At 67.8% G+C, this 22,347-nt stretch carries 14 protein-coding genes and 1 pseudogene; 11 read left to right on the top strand and 4 right to left on the bottom strand.

Annotated features, from left to right (window positions below; translation table 11 throughout):
• Positions 1-83: 83 nt before the first annotated feature.
• The 8 genes from DMA15_RS02580 (at position 84) to DMA15_RS02545 (ending at position 13,628) form a co-directional block, all read left to right on the top strand.
• A complete protein-coding gene (locus DMA15_RS02580; RefSeq protein ID WP_125511031.1) occupies positions 84-3,263 on the top strand; it encodes a non-ribosomal peptide synthetase in 3,180 nt (1,059 codons plus the stop codon).
• A gap of 163 nt (positions 3,264-3,426) precedes the next feature.
• Positions 3,427-4,770: a condensation domain-containing protein gene (locus DMA15_RS02575; RefSeq protein ID WP_125511030.1), complete on the top strand. Its 1,344-nt coding sequence runs from the start codon at positions 3,427-3,429 to the stop codon at positions 4,768-4,770.
• Positions 4,771-4,816: 46 nt separating this feature from the next.
• Positions 4,817-5,029, top strand: coding sequence for an MbtH family protein (locus DMA15_RS02570; protein ID WP_125511029.1), 213 nt, complete (start codon positions 4,817-4,819; stop codon positions 5,027-5,029).
• A 28-nt stretch (positions 5,030-5,057) separates the two neighbouring features.
• A complete protein-coding gene (locus DMA15_RS02565; protein WP_125511028.1) occupies positions 5,058-6,362 on the top strand; it encodes an MFS transporter in 1,305 nt (434 codons plus the stop codon).
• Positions 6,363-6,428: 66 nt separating this feature from the next.
• A complete protein-coding gene (locus tag DMA15_RS02560; RefSeq protein ID WP_125511027.1) occupies positions 6,429-7,634 on the top strand; it encodes an alanine--glyoxylate aminotransferase family protein in 1,206 nt (401 codons plus the stop codon).
• Positions 7,631-9,460 (top strand): non-ribosomal peptide synthetase, encoded by a 1,830-nt coding sequence (locus tag DMA15_RS02555; protein WP_125511026.1) that lies wholly within the window; start codon positions 7,631-7,633, stop codon positions 9,458-9,460. Before DMA15_RS02560 ends, DMA15_RS02555 begins: the two co-directional genes overlap by 4 nt.
• A 113-nt stretch (positions 9,461-9,573) precedes the next feature.
• On the top strand, positions 9,574-10,374 hold the full coding sequence (locus DMA15_RS02550) for an NAD(P)-dependent oxidoreductase (RefSeq protein ID WP_164551669.1): 801 nt from the start codon (positions 9,574-9,576) through the stop codon (positions 10,372-10,374).
• Between the two features lie 77 nt (positions 10,375-10,451).
• On the top strand, positions 10,452-13,628 hold the full coding sequence (locus DMA15_RS02545; protein WP_164551668.1) for a non-ribosomal peptide synthetase: 3,177 nt from the start codon (positions 10,452-10,454) through the stop codon (positions 13,626-13,628).
• Between the two features lie 1,105 nt (positions 13,629-14,733).
• On the opposite strand, the gene DMA15_RS02540 is transcribed toward DMA15_RS02545, so the two are convergent.
• Both DMA15_RS02540 and DMA15_RS02535 read right to left on the bottom strand, forming a co-directional pair.
• Positions 14,734-16,716: an amino acid transporter gene (locus tag DMA15_RS02540; RefSeq protein ID WP_164551667.1), complete on the bottom strand. Its 1,983-nt coding sequence runs from the start codon at positions 16,714-16,716 to the stop codon at positions 14,734-14,736.
• A 249-nt stretch (positions 16,717-16,965) separates the two neighbouring features.
• Complete coding sequence (locus DMA15_RS02535) at positions 16,966-17,481, bottom strand: MarR family winged helix-turn-helix transcriptional regulator (protein ID WP_125511023.1); 516 nt, start codon at positions 17,479-17,481, stop codon at positions 16,966-16,968.
• 84 nt (positions 17,482-17,565) lie between these two features.
• On the opposite strand from DMA15_RS02535, the gene DMA15_RS02530 reads away from it, so the two are divergent.
• Positions 17,566-19,641: an MMPL family transporter gene (locus tag DMA15_RS02530; RefSeq protein WP_125511022.1), complete on the top strand. Its 2,076-nt coding sequence runs from the start codon at positions 17,566-17,568 to the stop codon at positions 19,639-19,641.
• Between the two features lie 27 nt (positions 19,642-19,668).
• Positions 19,669-20,115, top strand: coding sequence for a DUF4383 domain-containing protein (locus DMA15_RS02525; RefSeq protein ID WP_125511021.1), 447 nt, complete (start codon positions 19,669-19,671; stop codon positions 20,113-20,115).
• 412 nt (positions 20,116-20,527) lie between these two features.
• Here the strand turns inward: DMA15_RS02525 and DMA15_RS37265 are convergent.
• Positions 20,528-20,667, bottom strand: a pseudogene (locus tag DMA15_RS37265) (transposase); the annotation flags it as partial.
• Between the two features lie 107 nt (positions 20,668-20,774).
• On the opposite strand from DMA15_RS37265, the gene DMA15_RS02515 reads away from it, so the two are divergent.
• On the top strand, positions 20,775-21,338 hold the full coding sequence (locus DMA15_RS02515) for a hypothetical protein (protein WP_125511020.1): 564 nt from the start codon (positions 20,775-20,777) through the stop codon (positions 21,336-21,338).
• A gap of 362 nt (positions 21,339-21,700) precedes the next feature.
• Here DMA15_RS02515 and DMA15_RS02510 read toward each other — a convergent pair whose 3' ends face one another.
• The gene (locus DMA15_RS02510) at positions 21,701-22,306 is read right to left on the bottom strand and encodes a hypothetical protein (protein ID WP_125511019.1); all 606 of its coding nucleotides are present in this window, start codon (positions 22,304-22,306) and stop codon (positions 21,701-21,703) included.
• Positions 22,307-22,347: the final 41 nt, after the last annotated feature.

Below are 22,347 nucleotides of genomic sequence, written 5' to 3'. Positions count from 1 at the left end.
ACAGCGCCTCGGCCCGCGCGGCCGGACGGACCCTACCCGGAAACGACTGGGAGACGTCGGTGTCGACTACCCAAGACTCTGCGATGCAACCGAAAGACAGCCAGGACCCCCGCGTTGGCAGGCATTTCCCCCTTTCCCTGGCACAGGAGCGGATCTGGGTATCCGAGCAGCTCACCGACGCGGGCTCGCACTACGGGGCCCCGGTTGTGTTCGCCCTGCGCGGCGAGTTGGACCCCGGGCTGCTCGAGGTGGCTCTGACCCACGTCGTTGAACGGCACGAAGTGCTGCACTCTGTGGTCTCCATCGCGTCTGGCTCGCCCCGGTTCGTCGTCGTCCCCGCGCGCCCCGTACGACTCGATCCACAGGATGTGACCTCGGAGCAGGAGATGACAGAGCGGGTGAGCGCCGCGACGGCAGCTCCGTTCGACCTCTTGCACGGGCCGCTCGTGCGGTTCGGCTTGTACCGCCTCGGTCCCGCGGACCACCGCCTGCTGGTGGACATCCATCACCTGATCTTCGACGGAGTCTCGGCCGCCGTGTTGGTCCAGGAGCTCGCCGAACTTCTTGCCGCGGGGGCCGAGGGCCGCACACCCGAGCTCCCCGTGCTGCCTTTCGCCTACGGGGAGTACGCCGTCGCGCAACGTCGCTCGCTCGACGAGGGCCTGTTGGACGGTCAGATCGAGCACTGGTGCACCCAGCTCAGGGACGCGTCCTTCACACTTGATCTGCCCACCGATTACCGGCGCCCCTCACACACGAGCTTCCATGGCGCCAGCCACTCCTTCACCTTGCCGGCTTCGCTGGGCACCGAACTTGCGGAGGCGGCCCGCCGCTGGAGCGTCACCCCCTACGTGGTCATGCTCGCCGGCTGGGCCGCCGTTCTCGGCCGCTACGCAGGCCAAGAGGACCTGCTGGTGGGCACCGCCATGGCCGGTCGGACCGAGCCGGGCACCGAGGAAATGATCGGCATGTTCGTCAATGTCCTGGCCCTCCGGGTGCGCCCAGAGCGAGATCAGACCTTCCACGGCCTGGTCACCCAGACACGCCGGGCTTCCATCGAAGGCCTCGTCCATCAGGAAGCGCCGATCGAGAAAGTCATCGAGCGACTCCGGACGCCACGCGACCCGAGCCGCAATCCGCTGTTCCAGACGGCGTTCATCTACGACGAGGCACTTGAGGAGTCCATACGCGTCGCGGGACTGACGATCGAGGGCGCCGCACCGCCACCGCGCACCTCCAGCAAACTCGACCTGAGTATCGAGGTCGTCGAGCGGGACGGGCGACTCGAAGCGGAAATCGAGTACGCGACCGACCTGTTCGCGCCGGAGACGATCCGCCGCATCGCAACGCACTACACCACCTTCCTCGCCAACGCGGTCCGTTCGCCGAACCGACCGCTGTGCGAGATTCCACTGGCCTCAAAGGAAGAGCACGCTCTGCCGGCAACGCAGCAGAGCGGAGACGGCGCTTCCTACGATCCCGTCGTCCTCCCCTCGCTCTTCGAGGCCCAGGTCGCGCGGCGCCCCGACGCATGCGCGGTCTCCTGCGGCGAATCGCAATGGAGCTACCGACAACTCAACGAGCGGGCCAACCGCCTCGCCAGAGCCCTGATTGCCCGCGGCATGGGACCCGAGAAGCTGGTGGGGGTCGCGTTGCCCAGCGGCCCGCTCCTCGTCCTGGCCATCCTCGCGATCAGCAAGGCGGGTGCCGCGTTCCTCCCGCTCGACCCGGCCTATCCGACCAAGCGCATCGAGTACATCGTCGGCGACGCACGTCCCGCCCTGCTGCTGACCGATGCCGCCGGCGCCACGGCCCAGCCCTGGACGACGCCGATCCTGGTCCTCGACGAACAGCAGACCGGGCGCGACGCGGACGCGGACGCATCGAACGTTTCCGACGCACAGCGGTCGCACCCACTCACCTTCGCGCACCCCGCATACGTCATTTACACCTCCGGTTCGACCGGGACACCGAAGGGCGTGACGGTCACGCACAAGGGCCTCGCCGGGCTCTCCGGCGCGCAGATCGAGGCATTCGGCGTACGGTCCGACAGCAGGGTCCTGCAATTCGCCAGTCCAAGTTTCGACGCCTCCGTCTCGGAGCTGTGCATGGCTCTGCTCAGCGGCGCTACGGCGGTGTTCGTCCCGGGCCTGCACGATTTCGTCGGGGGTTCGTTCGAAGCAGTGCTTGTCCGAGAGACCGTGACGCACGTAACCCTGCCGCCCTCGGTACTCGCCTCACTCTCCCCCGACGAGGATCTGCCCGCGGACCTGACCATCGTGGTTGCCGGGGAAAGCCTGACCGCCGACCTCGCCACACGCTGGTCCGGGCGTTGCCGTCTGTTCAACGCTTACGGGCCTACCGAGGCCACGGTGTGCGCAACGCTGATCGGCCCGCTGACGGGTAACGCGGGGAAGGAACCGCCACCCATCGGCGGGCCGATCGCCGGCACCCAGATCTTCGTCCTGGACGAGGGCCTGCGGCCGCTGCCCGTGGGCGTGGCGGGCGAGCTGTACCTTGGCGGCGCCGGGCTGGCCCGCGGATATCTCAGCCGACCCGACGTCACTGCGGCCGGCTTCGTTGCTTGTCCCTTCGGTCCGGCCGGGGCGCGGATGTATCGCACCGGAGATCGGGCCCGCTGGCGTAGCGACGGGAATCTCGAGTTCGTCGGGCGCCGGGACGACCAGGTCAAGATGAACGGCTTCCGGATCGAGCTCGGCGAGATCGAGAACGTGATCGCAGCGCACCCAGGTGTGGAACAGACCGCCGTGGTGGTACGCGAGGACAGGCCGGGGCTGCGGCAAGTCGTCGCCTACGTAGTGGCCCAGGCGCCCAACGAGGAGATCCTCGCCCACGCCGCGTCACAGTTGCCCGGTTACATGCTCCCGTCTGCCGTGGTGCGCTTGCAGAACCTGCCGTTGACCACGAACGGCAAGGTGGACCGGCGTAACCTGCCTGCTCCGGATGACCGGACATCTGTCACCGATCGCAGCCCGGGCACCCCGCGCGAGCAGCAACTGTGCAAGCTGATCAGCGAGGTGCTGGACCTCTCCGCGGTCGGCGTGGACGAGAGCTTCTTCGAACTCGGCGGCCGGTCTCTGCACGCGGTGCGTCTGCTGAGCCGGATCCGCAGTGTCATGGGTGTGGAGATCGGTATCAAGGCCCTGTTCCAGGCGCCTACCGCGGCGTTGCTCGCCGCGCAGATCGACTCTGGTCAGATCGCCGCCGTCACCCGGCCGGCACTCCTCCCGAGGGTCCGCTGACCCACGGCGGGCGCCGGATGGCTTCTGCGTGGTCGGTGGGCCCGCACGGAACAGTAGGGATCTCCATGATTGTTTTTGCGGTGGTAATTCCGCGAGGGGGCGAGTCACCACATCGTGGTCGGCGCGGTCTCGTACGTACCGCCAACATTACTTGGGACCAGTCATGATCCCTCTGTCGTTTGGCCAGCTCGGACTGTGGTTCATCCATCAGATGAATCCGGGCAACTCGATATACACCATGCAGCTCGCTTCGCGGCTGACGGGGCAGCTGGACAGAAAAGCCCTGGAGGAGGCATTGCGAGACGTCGTGCAGCGACATGAATCGCTTCGCACGGTGATCCGGGACGGTAAGGGCGGGCCGCACCAGATCGTCCTGGACCTCTCGGAATACGCGGTCAGACTGGAGTACGAGGAGCTTGCTGAGGAAGAGGTGTACGAGGCGATGCACGAGGCCTCGGAGCACCCTTTCGACCTCCGGCACGACCTGCCTTTTCGGGCATGGCTGTTCGCAGTGGGGCCGCAGGAACACGTACTGCTCATATCGATGCACCACATCGTCAGCGATGGCTGGTCGCTGGGGCCGCTCACCCGAGACCTCGCCCGGGCCTACGCGGCGCGGCGCCGTGGTGCCGAGCCGGATATGCCGCCGCTGCCCGTCCAGTACGCCGACTACGCACTCTGGCAGAGGCGGTTGCTGGGCCGCGAGGAGGACCCGGACAGCCTGGCGTCGAGACAGCTCGCGTACTGGCGTTCGGCGCTCGACGGCATTCCCCAGGAACTGCGGTTGCCGGTGGACCACCCGCGCCCACCGATGTCCGACTTCGCCGGGGGCACCATTGAGTTCACCCTCGACGCCGAACTGCATACGGCACTGGCCGAGATCGCCCGCACCGAAAACGCGACCATGTTCATGGTATTGCAGGCCGGTTTCGCGGCGCTGCTGAGCAAGTTCGGTGCGGGTGCCGACATTCCGATCGGCTCACCTGTGGCCGGCCGCATGGATGATGCGCTGACCGATCTCGTCGGGTACTTCGTCAATATGCTGGTGTTCCGCGTCGACGTCTCCGGCGACCCGAGTCTGCGAGACCTGATCAAGCGGGTCCAGGCCGTCGCCCTTGATGCCTACGACAACCAGGACATCCCCTTCGATCGCCTGGTCAGGGAACTCAATCCTGCCCGCGCACGGACCCGTCACCCGCTTTTCCAGGTCATGTTGACCCTGGAGGACAACACCGACGCCGGGCTCGAGTTCGACGGATTGACCGACGTGCCCCTGGACATCGACGCCGGCAGCTCCATGCTCGACTTGGCGTTGAGCCTGCGGGAGAACTTCGGCCCGGACAAGGAGCCGGCGGGGATGGCCGCGTTCCTGGAGTACCAGCTCGACCTGTTTGAACGGGAGACCGCCCAGAACGTGGCCGAAGGTTACCGGCGGATGCTGGCCGCTCTTGCCGCAGACCCGGATGCGCCGATCAGCGCAGTCGACGTGCCACGCGTATCGGGTTGAGTACCCGTTGACGAATGTTGACAACTTACCTAGGGGAGTGAAAGCAGTGGCGAATCCTTTCGAGGACCAAGACGGCGTGTACCTGGTCCTTGTCAATTCCGAGGGACAGCACTCGTTGTGGCCCGCCGCCATCACCGTGCCCGAGGGCTGGACCGCAGTGCACGGTGAAGCCGGGCGAGAGGACTGCCTGGAGTACGTGAAACGGAACTGGACGGACATGCGGCCCAAGTCCCTGATCGAGGCAGCGACAACCTCTTGAGGGCCCAGCACGCGCGGAAAGAGACGCAATGAGCGATGTAGAGGTCTCCGACAAAAAAGGACGCCGAAGCAAACGCAGAAGGCTGCTGACCGACCGAAACTTCACCTGCCTATTGGCCGCCCGGCTGGGCTCCAGCATGGCCAACGGCTTCCTGCCGGTCGCGGAGAGCTTCGGCATCCTCCACACCACTGGTTCCGCGAGTGACCTCGGCCTTGTCCTCGGAGTTCAGGCGGCGGTCTCGCTCACCTTGTCGCTGTTTGCCGGCGTCGCGGCGGACCGCTTTCCGCGTGCCGCTCTGCTCATCGTTTCGTCGATCGTACGCCTGGTCGCGGCGGCGACCTTGGCGATAGGGCTCCTCACGGATACCGCGACCCTCGCCTGGTTCTTCGCTCTGGCAGTCGTGTACGGCGGCGCTGACGCGCTGTTCGGTCCGGCCAGCATGGCGATCATGCCGGACGTCGTCGCGAGAGAAGACCTGGACGAGGCCAATGCGCTGGTCGGCGCTTTTTCCTCGCTGGCTTGGACGGTGGCCCCTGCGGCGGCGGGAATGGTCGTGGCGGCGTACGGTTCGGGAGCCGCTTTCCTGGTGGAGAGCGTGCTGATGGCTTTCATCACTCTCTGTCTCATATTCGCCAAGATCCCCGCCCGGGGCGAAGCCGCACCGGATCACGAAGGCGGGACGCTCACGCAGCTGAAGCAAGGCTGGCAGGAGTTTCGAAAGCGCCCCTGGCTATGGCTGCTCACCTTGCAGTGGACGTTGTTCTCGCTCGTCCTGCTGGCTCCCCTCGCGGTCCTCGGCCCGTTGGTGGCCGACACCCATCTGGGCGGTCCCGCGGCCTGGGGTGTCATCGGCACCTGCATGACCCTCGGCGTGCTCTGCGCGGAGTTCACCTCCGGGCGGATCAAGCCGAAGCGACCGGTGGTCTTCATAGCGTGGCTGCCACCGCTGATCGTCTTCGAGGCGTTGGCCCTTGGTTCTGGCGTGCCGACGGTGGTGGTGGCGGGTGCCGCAGTGCTCTCCGGCTGCGCGATCGGCCTGCAAGGAGTGTTTTTCCAGACCCTCATGCAGCGAGCCGTACCGAGCGCGGTACTCGGCCGGGTGGCCGCCTTCGATTTGATGGCCTCGGAGATCGCCCAGCCGGTCGGCTTCGCCGTGGCGGGCCCACTGGGCATCCTGTTCGGCCTGCGCCCGGTGCTGGTGGGCTGTGCTGTGGTCGCGGTGGTGGGCACGGCACTGTTCGCCCTTGCCCTGACCAAGGTCGAACAACCAGAGCTACAGGTGCAGAACGAACCGCACGTGCCGGACAGCGGCAGTGAGGCGAAGGTCAGCTGAGCGGTACTCGACTGCGGACGAGCCTTTGACGAAGCCGGACCACCGCGGCACGGAGGAATCAGGAAGATGATCTACAAGGACAGACTGGCCATACCCGGACCGACCCCGCTGCCGCCCGCGGTCATCGCGGCGGCGACGCATCCCATGGTCGACGAGCGCACCGGGGACTTCGCACGCGTATTCACACGCATCATCGACGGGCTCAGGCATGTGCTCGGTACCGCGGGGGACGTGCTGGTCTTCACGTCAAGCACCACCGGTGCGTTCGAGAGCGCGGTGCAGAACCTCTTCAGTCCAGGGGAAAAGGTACTCGTGGTGGAGAACGGCGCCTTTGGAAGGCGCTGGGTGGAGCTGTGCCGCGCTTACGGCCTCGAGACCGTCGTGCTCGACGTCGCGCCAGGTCGCGAACCGGACCCTGCCGTCGTCGAAACCTGTCTGGAGGCCGACTCGCAGATCGTCGCGGCGATCGTCGTGCACTGCGAGACCTCCACCGGCGTCGTCACCGACCTTGAGGCCTTCGGTCGGGCGACTCGCAACGTACTGACGATAGTGGACTCGGCCTCCGGGGTCGGCGGCTGCGAAATGCAGGCCGACGCGTGGGGGTTGGACGTCGTGGTCAGCGGGACCCAGAAGGCGCTGATGGCGCCGCCAGGGGTCTCTTTCGTCTCGGTCAGTGAGCGCGCCTGGCGCCGGCACGCCGAGGCCAGGCATATGCGGTACTACTTCGACTGGACGATCACGCGTGACAGCCTGAACCACCCCATCCCGCGTACCCCCTGGACGCCGGCGGTCGGCGTGCTGCTCCAGTTGTCCGCGGCGCTCGAACAGGTACTCGCCGAAGGCATGGAGCGGCGCCACCGGCGACATGCGGAGCTGGGCCGGATGGCCAGAGCGGGCCTGCGCGGCCTCGGGCTCCGGCTGCTGACCCCAGAAGTGGCGCGCAACGGCATCGTGACGGCCGCGTTCACACCGCCGGGAGTGGGCGCACAATCCCTCGTCGATGCGGTGGTCGAGCACACGGGCGTCCAGCTGGCTGCCGGCAACGGAGAACTGGCCGACCAAGTCGTGCGGATCGGTCACTGCGGCCACGTCGACCCGCTCGACCTGGTCACCGCGCTGGCCGCACTCGAGACCGGGTTCGCGGTCCTCGGCGCCCCGGTGCTGCCGGGCAGCGGCGTCACACCCGTGGTGAAGCTGATGGCGGAGCAGGTTGCCGCCGCCGCAGGCCCCTTGACGTCGACGTCGCCCGACCCAGAGGAGTCCGCCGCGTGAACGCCGACGTCCGATCAGCGCGCAACGACGCGCCGACGCTCATCCCGAGCCTGCTCGAACAGCACGCGAGGGTGACGCCGCACGCCCCCGCCACCGAGGACGCACAGCGGGCGCTGACCTACGCCGAACTCGCCGCCGAAGCCGAGCACATGGCGGCGCGCCTGGCGGAGGCGGGAGTGCTTCCCGGCGATCGCGTCGGCGTCATGATGCGCCACTCCGTCGACCTGCTTGTCGCGATTCTCGGCGTGCTGCGTGCGAGAGCGGCCTATGTGCCCATCGACCCGGACTACCCCGACCAGCGCAAGAGTTTTCTCGCGGCCGACTCCGGCATCAAGATTCTCATCGTGGACGGAGCGCATGAGGGGCCGACCAGCTTGCCCCTCACGACGCTTGCGCCGGACCGAGGGCGCTCGACTCCCCGTCCGGGCGCCCCCGCAGCCGCGCCGGACGACCTGGCCTGCGTGATCTACACCTCAGGTTCCACCGGAGCGCCCAAAGGCGTCATGATCACCCATCTCGGCCTGGCGAATCTCGCAGCCGCCGCGAGCGCCGAGTTCGGCATGGGGCCGCGTGATCGCTACCTGATGCTGGCCGCCGCCGCGTTCTCCGCCTCACTCGAGGAGCTGTTCCCCCCACTCGTGCAGGGCGGGACAAGCGTGTTCCCGACCGACCGGGTCGCGCTCTCCCCGGTGGAGGCCCTGCTCGACTTCCTCACCGCGCACGACGTCACGCTGCTGGAGATGCAGACCGCGCACTGGCACCTGCTGGTCCACCACCTCGTGGACACCGGCGGGGCACTGCCCCCGTCACTGCGCACGGTCGTCATGGGCGGAGACCGCGCCATGCCCGAAGCCGTCCAGCAGTGGAACCGCTTCCGCCTTCCGCTGGTGCACGTCTACGGGCCGACCGAGACCACCGCGACCGCGTCGTACTGGAGCGTGCCGCCCGGACAGACACCCAAGGACGGGGTGCTGTCCATAGGCGATGCCATCGACGGAACCCGCATGTTCGTCGTCGACGAGCGGCTCGAACTCGTTCCCGCGGATACCGAGGGCGAGCTGCTCATCGGTGGTGACTCGCTGGCACGCGGGTACCTGGGCAGACCCGACGTCACCGCGGAGAAGTTCGTCGCCGACCGCTACTCGGGGATTCCCGGGGCCAGGTTGTACCGCACCGGCGATCGGGTACGCCGTCTTCCCGACGGTCGGCTGCAGTTCCTCGGACGCAGCGACCAGCAGGTCAAGGTGCGTGGATATCGCGTCGAACCGGGCGAGATCGAGGCCGCGCTCGACCGGCACCCAGCGGTGCGTCAAGCCCTGGTCACGACTGGTCGGGACGCGTCGGGTGAGCAGCGTCTGATCGGCTACGTGACCGCTGACCGGGACAAGGTGAGCGTCGGTGAGCTGCGTTCCTTCCTCGCCGACGAACTGCCGACCCATCTGATCCCCTCAGCGCTGATCCGGCTGGACGAGTTCCCGCTGACGACGCATCGGAAGATCGACCACGCGATGCTTCCGCAGCCGCCGAAGCGCCGGCCCGACCTGCCCACCGAGTTCGTGCCGCCGGCAGGTGAGATCGAGCGGCGCATCGGTGCCGCCGCGGCGGAGCTACTGGGACTCGACGAGATCGGTGTGCTCGACAACCTGCTCGACCTGGGCGGGGATTCGCTGTTCATGTTGCGGCTGATCAGCTGGATCCGCAAACACTTGGGCGTCAGCCTCGGTCCGCGCGAGGTCTTCGGCGCGTATTCGGTACGCGGAGTGGCAGCGCTGGTCGGCGCGACGGCGGACGTCACGGCGGTGGGTAGGCCGGGCGGTGGCCGGTGACCATGCCTCCCGACCTGCCAGTGGCAGTGCTTCCGGAACCGGCACCCGCGGATCTCATGACAGCGCTGCGTTCTTCAGGCGTTCGACTAGCTCCGCTGGGCCAAGCTCAGGGCTTGATCTGGACCGGCGATCAGCCCTCGGCGCTGGCAGCCGCACTGGAGCGCGCGCCGTCGGTGCGCTGGGTCCAACTGGCGAGCAGCGGCGTCGAAAGCTACCTGCCGCTCATGGATCAGCGGATCCGCTGGAGCCGGGCCGTCGGCGTCCAGTCCGAGCTGGTGGCGGAACACGCCCTCATGCTCGCGCTGACCGTGCTGCGTCAGGGCACTGCCTCCGTGAGGGCCGGCGCGTGGCTGCCGCGCCCCGCCATCGGGCTGACGAACGCCGAAGTCCTTGTGGTGGGCGGCGGCGGGGTCGCCCGGGCACTGCTCGCACTGCTGCGCCCGTTCAAGGTCCACCCCAAGGTGGTGTGCCGCGGCGGCGCCCCGATGGCGGGCGCCGAGGTCGGCACGCCCGATCGCCTCGACGAATGGCTGCCCGAGGCCCGTGTGGTCTTCCTCGCGGCGCCGCTGACCGCGGAGACGGCCGGGCTGATCGACGCGGTCAGACTCAGGTCCATGCGTCGGGACGCGTGCCTGGTGAACGTGGCGCGCGGCGGGCTTGTCCTCACGGATGACCTTGTTCGTGCGCTGACCTCCGGGTGGATCGCCGGCGCCGGCCTGGACGTCACCGACCCCGAGCCGCTTCCTCCGGAGCACCCGCTGTGGTCCCTTCCCACCTGTGTGATCACCGCGCACTGCGCGGGCGATCTGGACCACGCACTCGGCCCCTTCGTCGACCTGGTCCGGCGCAACATTCGTCGACTGGCGGACGGCCTCGAGCCGATCGGCCTGGTCGACCGGGAACTCGGTTACTAGCCGACTGTCAGGAAGAGCGGATCACGATGACCGGGTCAACCACCAATCCGAAGGCCACGCACCCGACCGGAGCACCCATGGGCGACCGACAGACCGAGAGGATCTCCCTCCTGCAGGAGCAGATCTGGATTGCCGAACAACTCGCCCCGGGCCGCAGCGTTTACGGAATACCCATGGTGATCCGAGTGCGTGGGGCGTTGGACACGGAACTCGCCGCGCGCTGCGTGAGCGAGATCGTGCGTCGGCATGAGGTGCTGCGCTCCCGGGTGTGCGAGGAAAACGGTGAACTGTGCCTCGTCACAGATCCGCCGCAGCCCTTCGTGCTGCCCGTGTTCGACTTTCGCTCCCGGCCCGACGAGTGGCGTGTGTTCGTCGAGACCGCCGCTCGCGAGCCCTTCGACCTCGTGCACGGCCCGCTGCTGCGGGCTGCTGCGCTACGTCTTGAGGATGACGCCTACGCGCTTTTCCTCAACATGCACCACATCGTCGCGGACGGCTGGTCGCTGCGTCTGTTCTGGACCGAGTTCGCCGCGCTCTACACCGCATGGCACTCGGGCGAGGAGCCCGATCTGCCTGACCTCACCCTGCAGTACCGCGACTTCGCGGCCGAACAGCGGCGCCTCACCGAGGACGGCGGGTACGGCGACGCGCTCGACGCGTGGGCTCGGGAACTGGCCGGTGCGACGACGACCCTTGCACTGCCGGTCGACCACAGTTCAGGAGCGTCTCGGGAGTACCGGGGGGACGAGTTCACGACAGTGGTGCCAGAGCAGCTTCGGGCCGATGCCTACGCCTGCGCCAAGCGGCTCGGGGTCACACCGTTCGCGATGCTCGGCGGTGTCTGGGGCGTACTGCTGGCCCGCTACACCCGTCAGGACGACCTGCTGATCGGAACGCCGCTGGCCGGCCGGACCCGGCCCGAGTACCAGTCGCTCATCGGGCTGTTCGCCAACACCATGCCGCTGCGACTGCGGCTGGATGCGGACGTGTCCTTCGCCTCGCTGGTCCGCGAACTCCAGCTGAGTACTTTCGACGCGCTCTCCTCGCAGGACGCGCCTTTCACCGAGCTTGTCAAACGGGTCGACTCCAAACGCACCTCGCATGAGACCCCGCTCTTCCAGACGGTGTTCTCCTTCGAGCAGTCCACGGAGTTCGAGGCCACGCTCCCGGGCTGCGCGGTGACGGAGCTGTACGAGTTGTCCAATGGCGGGGCCCGGTTCCGTCTCAATCTCGGCGCCGTGGACGCGCTGGGGGAGCTGAGCCTCCAATTCGAATACGACAGGGAGCTGTTCGACCCGGGCACCATCGAGGCCATGGCCGAGAGCTACCTGGCGCTGCTCGGCGAGGCCGCGGCCCATCCCGAGTTCCCTCTGGGAGCGCTTCGCACGTCGGCCGAGGCCGAGCCCGATCGGGAGCTGACCGGTCGGGAGCCGGCCGGTCGGCCCGTGCCGGGGGACGGGCCGGCCACCCTGCACGCGCTGTTCGAGCGACGGGTCCGACAGAGCCCGGATGCGCCGGCGATCGAGCGTGAAGACGGTACTCCAGTCACTTACGCACAGCTCAACAGCGAGGCCAACCGGCTCGCGCGGCATCTGCGTCAGCTAGGTCTACGCACGGGGGAGCGGGTCGCGCTCGCCTTGCCCCATGGCTCCTCCTGGCCGTCCGCCGTGCTCGCCGTGCTGAAGGCGGGCGGGGCCTACGTCCCTGTGGCACCGGACGCGCCCGGCAGCCGCAAGGCACATGTCCTCGCCGAGACCGCGCCCCGCCTGGTGCTCACGCTCGTGGACCTTGCCGAGGACCTCGCCGGGGCCCACCATGTGGTCGCCCTCGACGATCCGGCGGTTGCTTCCTCGATCGAGGCCCAGAGCGGTGAAGATCTCGAGGGCATCGCTGTGACAGGCCGTCAGGTCGCGTACGTCCCGTTCACCTCCGGCTCGACGGGTGTGCCCAAGGGCACCCTCGTCACCCATGCCAACCTGACCGCGTTCACCCGTGCCGCGGTGGACACGTTCGATCTGGGCCCCGAAGACAGGATGCTGCAGCTCGCCGCGATGACCTTCGACGTACATGTCGAGGAGTTCTTCCCCACCTGGCTGGCCGGTGGCTGCGTCGTCTTTTTCGACGGCGTGCTCGGCCGGACCGGCCCGGAGGAACTGCTGCACCTCCTCGGAGAGCGCGAGATCACCATTTGTGAGCTACCCACCGCCTACTGGATCGAAGTAGTGCGCCTGATCGACCCGGCCGTCGTCCCCATTCCGCGAACCTTGCGGCGAGTGCTGGTCGGCGGCGAACGCGCGCCGATCGAGGTCTACCAGCGCTGGTTGGACTTCGGGATTCCGCTCACCAATGTCTATGGGCTCACCGAAACGGCGGTGACCAGCACGACCTACCAGCCCGGTGCTGACTTCGACCGCGAGGCGCTGCCGATCGGACGACCGATGCCGCACGCCGCCGTCTACGTGCTCGACGCCTTGCTCGCACCGGTGGGACGCGGCGTGCCAGGGGAGATCTACCTCGCCGGCCCCGGCGTCTGTGACGGCCTGCTCAACCGGCCCGAGCAGACCGCCGAGCGCTTCGTGGCGGACCCCTTCGCGGCCGAGCCGGGCGCACGTATGTACCGCACCGGCGACCAAGGCCGCTGGACCACCGAAGGCGACCTCGAATTCCTCGGCCGCGTGGACCGGCAGCTCAAACTGCGCGGCCATCGGGTCGAGCTCGCCGAGATCGAATCGGTGCTCGACGGTCATCCGGACGTGGTGCGCAGTGTGGTCGTGCCTCGGCGCACCGAGACTGACCCAGCGGCCGAGCTTGAGCTGATCGCATTCCTGATCGGTACGTACGCCGACGAGGCAGCAGTCGCGGCGTACGTGCGTACCCAGCTTCCCCCGCACCTGGTTCCGGCTCAGTTCTCAGTAGTGGAACGGTTCCCGCTCACCTCGCACGGCAAGGTCGACCAAGCGGCCTTGCTCGCGCTGCAGAGCCGCGAGCGTGTCGTCCCCGAGGAGGCGCTGGGCAGCGAGCTCGAAGTGAAGGTCGCGGAGGTCTACTGTGCGGTACTCAAAGTACCGACGATCGACCTGCGGACGGACATCTTCGCGCTGGGTTTCCACTCTCTGGCCGCGCTGCGGCTCGTTTCCCGCCTCAAGAGTGTGTTCACGGTGGAAGTTCCGATTGCCGAGTTCTTCGTGGACTCCTCCGTCACCAACGCCGCCCGACTGATCGTGGCGGCGGGGGCCGACCAACCCGTCGGCTGACCGCGCGTCCCACCAGGCTTTAATGAGTTTCGCTTCAGCCGGTCCAGGGTCTTCCGCCAGTCCTCGGTCGGCTCTTGGGCCCCGGCGTTCTTGTCGGACGCGCGGAGTTGCGGGTTGCATTACGACCCTCATGGCTGGATGCGTCGAAGGGGCGGTTGTCGGCGGATGCTGGCGCGGTCGGTATGGCTGTTCAGGGGGCCTATGAAGAGCTGCAGTGAAATAATCTGCCGGAGGAGTGCAAGTCGTGCGAGACAGCGATCAGGCAAGACTTACCATCGCCGTCATTCTGCTTATCGTCGCAGGACCGTTCGTGATCCCTGCGGTTGACTGGGGAACGCTGGACATGTGGCGGCTTGTGGCATGGGCGGCGGTAGTCGGCATTGCTGCGTGCCCTCTCGCTTCACTGTGGCGCCGTTTGATGCAGAGTGGACACCACGAAGAAGGCTGACAGAAAATACTGGCGGTAGGCCGTACTCGCCACTTGTCGTCATCATGGCGGCTCTGAGCATTTCACGGAACGATTCATCCCCGCTGCAAGCGGGGATGAAGGTCAACGGCTACTCGTGCAGCCCCCGAGGCGTGGCCCGGGACGCGACCAGCGAAAAGCCACATAGCCCTACCGCTTCGCCGGCGGCTATCAGGACCCCCACCGGCCTCTCCCGATTCGCGGCGCGCCACTATGACCCCGACATCGAAATCATCGGGTTGAACGGCAGCAGAGGCTCGATCAAAGTCCATGAGTGGTCGTCCATGATCCACAGCTGAGTGCTCACACCAGTCACGGCCGACCAGCACGGCTGACGAAGAGCACACACCGCAGGTCAACGCCGCGAAGCACGCCAGGTGGCTGTAGGTTGCGTTCCGGCCCGCCAAGCGCTCCCCGGCCTCCGCGCCAGCCTTTGACGGCAGGTCACGTACAGATAGGTAGCCGGGTCTGCGCGGCCGTTTCGGGCCGTGCTGAGCCTTTCAAGTACGTCCGAAACCGCCTGCGGCACTCACATTCGGCACATGCCTGAAGGGCTCCGCTGCTGTACGTGCGCAGCTCGTCGCGCGCGTTGACGTGTGCCGCCGCCGGGATGGGGCCCTCACACGCCTGGTCGGCCGGTCAGCCGCCGACGTGGATGCCGGGGCGGCGGTCGGGGTCGGGTTCGTTGCTGCGGATGATTTCGCGGGTGACGGGGGCCGTGTCGCCGCGGCCCAGGAGGAAGTAGCGGAACATGTGCTTCAAGGGGCTTCCCTCGGCCCAGGCGAAGTAGCAGTGCGGCTTGACACCGGTGGCGTCGCGCAGGGCGAGAAGGATGGCCGCGATGGCGTTCGGTGCGGCCGGTGCCGCGGTGCGCAGGATCCGGTACCCGTCGACTTCGGCTCCGTGGACGGCGAGGGTGTCGCTGAAGTCGGAGGGGTCGACCACGTCGATCTCCAGGAACAGCACGTCGGCCTGGCCTGGGACGGGGTTGATGCCGCGCTGTTCGAGTTCCTTGGCCGAGTACTCGGCACGATCGCCGGCTTGCCGACGGTTGGCGATGATGTTGATGGACGCGTCGTGGGCGAGGGTGTCGGTGATGAACCGGCGGGCCTTCTCGTCGAAGACCAGGCGGTCGGCGCGCAGTTCGGTGGTGCGGGAGATGCGTGAGACCAGCGAGACGGTGATGATGCCGAGGATGAACGCACCAGAGATGGCGATGCCATCAGGCTTGTCGACGATGTTGGCGATCAAGGCGTAGAACAGGATCGCGGTAAGGAACGCGAAGCCGGTGGCGGCCGCGCGGCGCCGCCCGCGTGCGACGGAGACGGTGACGGCGAAGGCCCCGGAGACCATCATGGCCAGGATGCCCGTGGCGTAGGCGCCGGCCTGTTTGTCGACGTCCGCGCCGAAGACGATGGTGATGACGATGCACAGGGCGGCGTAGACGAGTACGACGGGGCGCACGGCGCGTCCCCATTCGGGAGCCATGCCGTAGCCGGGCAGATAGCGCGGCACGATGTTGATCAGACCGGCCATCGCGGAGGCACCGGCGAACCACAGGATGAGAATCGTGCTGATGTCGTAGAGGGTGCCGAACGCATCACCGACGTGTTCGTGGGCAAGCCAGGCCAGGGCCCGGCCGTTGGCCGCGCCGCCCGGTTCGAACTCCTCGTGCGGAATCAGAACGGTGGTCACGAAACTGGCGGCCAGCAGGTAGACGCTCATGATGAGCGCGGCGGTCGTCAGCAGGCGGCGGGTGTTGCGGATCCGGGAGCGGAGTCGCTGTTCGGCGTCGGCTCCGTCCGCGGCCACCAGCGGCATCATGCTCACCCCGGTCTCGAACCCGGACAGACCCAGCACCAGCAGCGGGAAGGCGAGCAGCGCGGGCCCCGCGAGGCCGCCGCCACCTTCTGTCAAGGAGTCGGTCCATGCGGACAAGGCTTCCGGTGTGGTCACCACGTGAACCAACCCGACAACGATCACGACCGCGTTGAGGACCAGAAAGACGGCCACGAGGGGAATGGCGACCTTGACGGCCTCACTGAATCCGAGGAGGAAGACCCCTCCCAGCACCAGCAGCAGTGCCACGGTCAGGGCGACCTCATGGCCGTGCAGGGCGGCGGGGAAGAAGGGGTTTTCGACCACATGTACGGAAGCGTCGGCCGTGGACAGCGTAATGGTGATGATCCACGAGGTGGCGACGAAGCCGAGCAGTACGAGGACGAACAGCTTGCCCCACCAGAAGGGCAGCAAGTCCTCCAGCATGGCCACCGAGCCCGCGCCGTGCGGGCTCGCCTTCGCCACGCGCCGGTACATCGGCAGCATGCCCACCAGAGTCAGAGCCACGATCAGCAGCGTCGCCAGCGGAGAGACAGCGCCGGCCGCCAGCGCGGCGATGGCGGGTACGTAGGCGAGGCTGGAGAAGTAGTCGACGCCGGTCAGGCACATCACCTTCCACCAGGCGTGCGGCTCGGCATGTGCCTCGCCCGCCGCCGGCCCCACCGGCTGGACCTGATGCCTGAGCATCCACCGCGCCAGACCTCCGCTGGGCTGCGCGCGCAGCGCGGGGCTGCCCACCTCTTCCGGCACGGCCAGAGCGTTCGTGTCCTTCATAGCCCCCATGAGCCCTTTCTCTCCTGCATTCGCCGCAGCAAGCGTCGACTTGCCGATCAGCAAGCACGCGTGATCCCTTCAGCGCGCCGCCACAGGTCAGCCACTACCCCATGGACCCGAGCCACACCTCGGCCCCCGCCGGGGAAGCGGGACGCGATCGCCGGCTTCGAGACCTCCACGCTCCCGTGGTGACCTCGGCCGCCGCCTGCCGCCGGTCCATGCAGACGGGCGGATGCGCACGTAGCAGGGCGGGGGGAGTCAATTCTGGGTGTCGGCTTGGCCGGGGCGTTGGCGTAGCAGGGTGAGCTGGGTGTTCATGGCGGCGAGGAAGCGTACGACGGTTTGCAGTTCTTCGTCGGTGAACTGCGAGCGTGCGGTGTCGGTGGCCTGCGCGAGGGGAGCGAAGAAGGCGCGGGCCAGTTCGCGGGCCTTGGGCTCGTAGTAGAGGTGGACGACGCGCTTGTCGGCTGCCTCACGGACGCGGCGTATGTGACCGGATGCCTCCAGGCGGCCGAGGCAGGCACTGACGGCACCTGAGGTGAGCCCGAGGTGCTCCCGCAGCATTCCGGGAGTCACAGGCTGCCGCTCGGTCGGTGATGTGCCGGCGGCGGGGCCGTCGAGGATGACGATCAGCGCCTGCACATCGGTGGGATGCAGCCCCTGGGCGTGCGCGAAGGCGTGTGTGACGTTGCTGAGCTCGCTGGTCAGGCGCCTCAGGAGTACGGCGAAGGTCTGCAGATCGGTCGGCGGCACATCCGAAAGGCTATCCACCACAGAAGTATCTCAATGACAAAGATTGTGGTGGGCTGGGAGGGGTACGCGGTGACCGCCTGCCCCTGAGGGATGCGGAGGACGTTGATGTCGAGATCTGGCCGGTGGCACTGGCTGCTTCCTGCGCTGGCCGTGGTGCTGTGGCTGCTGGCGGGGGGCGCGATGGGCCCGTTCGCCGGCAAGCTGGGCCAGGTCGCCACCAATGATCAGGCGGCCTTCCTGCCGGAGGCGGCCGAGTCCACCCGCGTCAATGAGTTGCAGCGGCAGTTCCAGACGGATGAGACCGTCCCCGCGATCGTCGTGTGGGTCTTTGACTCCGGGAAGATCACCGCCGGGCAGCGGGAGCAGGCCGCGAAAGCCGTACAGGCAGCGGGGAAGGTTGAAGGGGCGGCGGGACCTGGCAGCCCCGCCATCAGCTCCAAGGACGGCCGGGCCCTGCAGGCAGTGGTGCCGTTGAAGGCCGACCTGGGCGAGGAGGTGCAGCCGGCCATCGACACCATCCGGGAGGTCGCCGAGCAGGTGCCCGGCGCCCGCGCGTACGTCACCGGGCCGGCTGCGACACAGGCGGATCTGTCGAAGGCGTTCGCCGGGATCGACGGAGTCCTGCTCGGTGTGGCACTGAGCGTCGTGCTTGTGATCTTGCTGGTGGTGTACCGCAGTGTGCTGCTGCCGCTGATCGTGATCGTGACGGCCGTCTTCGCGCTCGCGCTGGCCTCCGCCGTGGTGTACGCGCTGGCCGACCGGGACGTCGTACGCGTCGATGGTCAGGTGCAGGGCATCTTGTTCATCCTGGTCATCGGCGCGGCCACCGACTACGCGCTGCTGCTGACCGCCCGGTTCCGCGAGGAGCTCACCGCAGGTCACCACCGGTGGGCGGCGATGAAGGTGGCGTGGCGGCGTTCGGTCGGAGCGATCACCGCAAGTGCCGCCACCGTCGCGCTGGGACTGCTGGCCTTGTTGGTCAGCGACCTGACCAACAACCAGGCTCTCGGCCCGGTGGGAGCCATCGGCGTCGTCTGCGCCGTGATCGCCGCCATGACCTTCCTCCCGGCGGTGCTGGTGCTCCTGGGCCGCACCGCCTACTGGCCCGCCCGCCCCCAGCCGGCGGCCGCCGGTCGGTCCGAGCGGCGGGAGGTGTGGCAGCGCGTCGCCGCGGTGGTCGACCGCCGTCCGCGGCGTATCTGGGCCGCCACGCTCGTCGCGCTGGCAGCGTGCGCCGCGTTCTCGCCCCTGCTCAAAGCGCAGGGCGTGCCGCTGGATGAGATCTTCATCAATGACGCCCGCTCCGTCGCGGGCCAGAAGGCCCTGGCGGAGCACTTCCCGGCCGGCGCCGGGAACCCGGCGGTCATCATCGCCCGCGCCGACCGCACCCAGCAGGTCATCGCCGCGGTCGAGGAGACACAAGGGGTCGACCAGGCGGTGCCGACGGGCGAAGGCGGCCGGCCTGGGGCGGGGAAACCCGCCGTGGTCGACGGCCGGGTACGTATCGACGCAACGCTCACGGCGGCCGCGGACAGCGACGCGGCCAAGCAGACGATTCCGCGCCTGCGCGAAGCCGTCCACGCCGTCAGCGGTGCCGACGCACTCGTGGGCGGTTACACCGCCGAGCAGTACGACACCCAGCAGACCTCAGCCCACGACCGCACCCTGATCATCCCCCTGGTCCTGGTCATCATCCTGCTCATCCTCGTCACGCTGCTGCGCAGCGTGCTGCTGCCCGTGCTGCTGGTGGCCAGCGTCGCGCTGAACTACCTGGCCACCCTCGGGGTGACCGCCCTGGTCTTCACCCACGGTTTCGGCTTCTCCGGCACCGATGCCTCCGTACCGCTGTACGGGTTCGTCTTCCTCGTCGCGCTCGGCGTGGACTACAACATCTTCCTCATGACCCGGGTCCGTGAAGAGGCCCGCCGCGACGGCAACCGCACAGGCGTCCTGAGAGGACTCACGGCAACCGGCGGCGTCATCACCTCCGCCGGTGTCGTCCTGGCCGCCACCTTCGCCGCCCTGGTCGTCATCCCGCTGGCCTTCATGGCGCAGATCGCCTTCATCGTCGCCTTCGGCGTCCTGCTCGACACCCTCGTAGTGCGCTCCCTGCTCGTCCCCGCACTCGTCCGCCACATCGGCCCCACCGTGTGGTGGCCCAACCGCGCCATCCAACCCTGAACGAATCCACCGAAAGGACTGACGGTCATGACCACCCCCACCCGCGCAGCGCGCACCCGTGTCCAGCAGGCCGCCCTCGCCGTCGGCGCCGTGTTCCTGCTGGTCGGCATCCTCGGCTTCATCCCCGGCATCACCACCGACTACGACACCATGGAATTCGCCTCCCACCACTCCGACGCCAGACTCCTCGGCCTGTTCGAGGTGTCGACCCTGCACAACATCGTCCACCTGCTGTTCGGCATCGCCGGCATCGCTATGGCCCGCACCGCCCCGGCTGCCCGCAACTACCTCATCGGCGGCGGCACCATCTACCTGGTGCTGTGGATCTACGGACTGATCATCGACCACGACAGCGCCGCCAACTTCGTCCCCGTCAACACCGCGGACAACTGGCTCCACTTCGTTCTCGGCGTCGGCATGATCGCTCTCGGCGTCCTGCTCACCCGCCGCACCACACCCGCGGCCACCCGCTGAACCCCGGGGACCGGCGGAGTGCACGGGTGGCCTCGTGCGCCCCACCGGCCGCCTGGCGAGAAAGCCGCCCTGGCAGCCCTGGTGTTGGCAATGGGCTCGCGTGGCGAGGGCTTGTCACTGGTGTCCAGGGAGCAGTACCGGGCATTGTTCGAGGGCGTGCTGGCGACCACTGTGGCCCGCACTTCGGGCACCCGAACTGTCGCAAGATGCCGGCAACGCCTCGTGCAGCTGGGGCCTGTCGCACAGTGCTGGTCACAGCCATTCATTGAGAGCTGCGACCAAAACAGTCGCCTAGCTTCCGACGGTTGCGAAGGCGCTCCGCAGGGACCGGGCTGGGCGCTCTCGACGGCAGACCCTGCGCGTCGGCCTCGGCCTGGAGCCGGGTGACGATGCGGGCCCAGGTGGCGTCGCGTTGCCAGCGCCGGAACAGGTCGCAGACCCGGTATACGGTCCGTAGCGTTCCGGCACGTCGCGCCAGGGAGCACCGGTCTGGGTCCGCCACCGTATGCCGTCGATCAACTGCCGCCGCGTCGACACCGGCGGACGACCCACTTTTTCCTTCCTGCCGCCGTAGCGCGTGACGACGATGACAAGAGGGAAGACTGGCAGTCGAACCGAACCGAACCGAACCGAGGCAGGCCGGGCATGGGGGAAACATCATGGCCGCGACACCATCGGCACGCAGGCTGCGGGCAGGACGTGCGGAGCGGTGCGCAACGGGCATCGTACTTGCCGCACTGGTCGGCCTGATGGTGCCCGGCTGCAGCGGCTCGGACGAGACCGACGGGGCATCCTCACCTGATCAGCGGACCTCGAAGTCCCCGCCCAAACGCCCCTCCTCCGGGCAGCCGTCGGCGAAGCCGTCGGTGTCGGCGGCGGACGGGCATGACGTCACCGCATGCGCGGACGGCAACTGCGAGATCGCGGTATCCGAGCCGGCGACGCTCCGTTTCAAGGGCCCGGCCGGTCCAGCGACCCTGTCCGTAAGCGAGGTTGGCCCGAATAAGGTCGAATACACAGTGAAGTCGGGCAACGGCCACTCCCGGGGCAGGGCGACCGGCCCGGGGCAAGGGTGCATCACGGTCCTCCGCAACAACGGAAGCGGGAACTCCTGCGGCGGTCTGGGGGACGCCACCCGGCCGAGTTCCCAGCCCGACGCCGTGGTGATCCAGGCGGCGACCGGCGAGGACGGTACGGCGATCCTCCACATCGTGTCCGACTGACAGCACGGTCGCTCGACGCACGGGCAGACCAGACGGGCGAAGGACGTCGACGGCAACAACCCGTGAGGGCCGAACTCAGCTCTGGCTCAACTTCTGTGATGCGATCACTTTAAGTGACATCCGGGTCGCTTCGGTGTTGGTGGAATCGATCTTGGACAGGATCCGCTGGAGGCCCTCCCGGCCGAAGAGTTCCAGTGCGTGTGGACTCGGTGAGCGGTCTGGACAACCACTTCAGGAGAGAGGCTGGCGGACCTTACGGCTGAGCTGCGGCTTCGCCGGCAGACGAGTACTAGACCGCGAACACTGGTGCTGACCGCGGCTAACCCCTGTATCTGGCACGGCTGTGGCACGGACTTCGCTCGTCAACCACCGTTGGTCCCGGGGCGGGGATCGGCCGATCGGATGCAGTCGTTGAGGGCGGCAAAGGACATGGGTGGACCGGCCGCCGCCCTAACGGTACTCAGGCTGACGCTGTCCGCGTCCAGGGCAGCGACTGCTGGGCGGGAGAGTACGTAGAACTTCCACTGGGCCGTGTCGAGTGGGTTGTAGTCAGCGTGTTCACGGGCGGTTTGGACGGCGAACACGTAGACGTCGGCGTTGTACGACTTCGCATCCGAGTAACCGCCCTCGGATGACCATGTGCAAGCCCGAAGCCCACTGAAGCGGACTTGAGAGGGTGTGCGCTGCTCCCAGGCTTGCAGATAGGCACCGGCCTTGACCTCGATGCGCAGTCCGTCATCCGTCTCGACATCGTGGCTTGCCCACTCCACCCGGGGCTCGCGGGAGCCGACCGCCTGGTGGACCAGGAATTCGGCGAACAGGCCGCGTGTGTTGTTCATACGGAGGTCCGGCATGGCGAACCGCCAGAAGTCGACCACGGTGGCGTCCGGGACGCCGACGACCGACTCGTCGCCATGGAGCGGAGGTATGGGTCGCGGGCTTAACGGTCGACAGGCAGACTGCTTCATAGCCGCAGTCTGTCAGGTCGGTGAGGCATGGCTGTAGAGGC

Source organism: Streptomyces sp. WAC 01529 (assembly GCF_003945545.1).
GTDB classification, from domain to species: Bacteria; Actinomycetota; Actinomycetes; order Streptomycetales; family Streptomycetaceae; genus Streptomyces; species Streptomyces anatolicus.
Note: the sequence above shows the minus strand (reverse complement) of the source record. Positions and strands in the feature narration are given on the sequence as shown.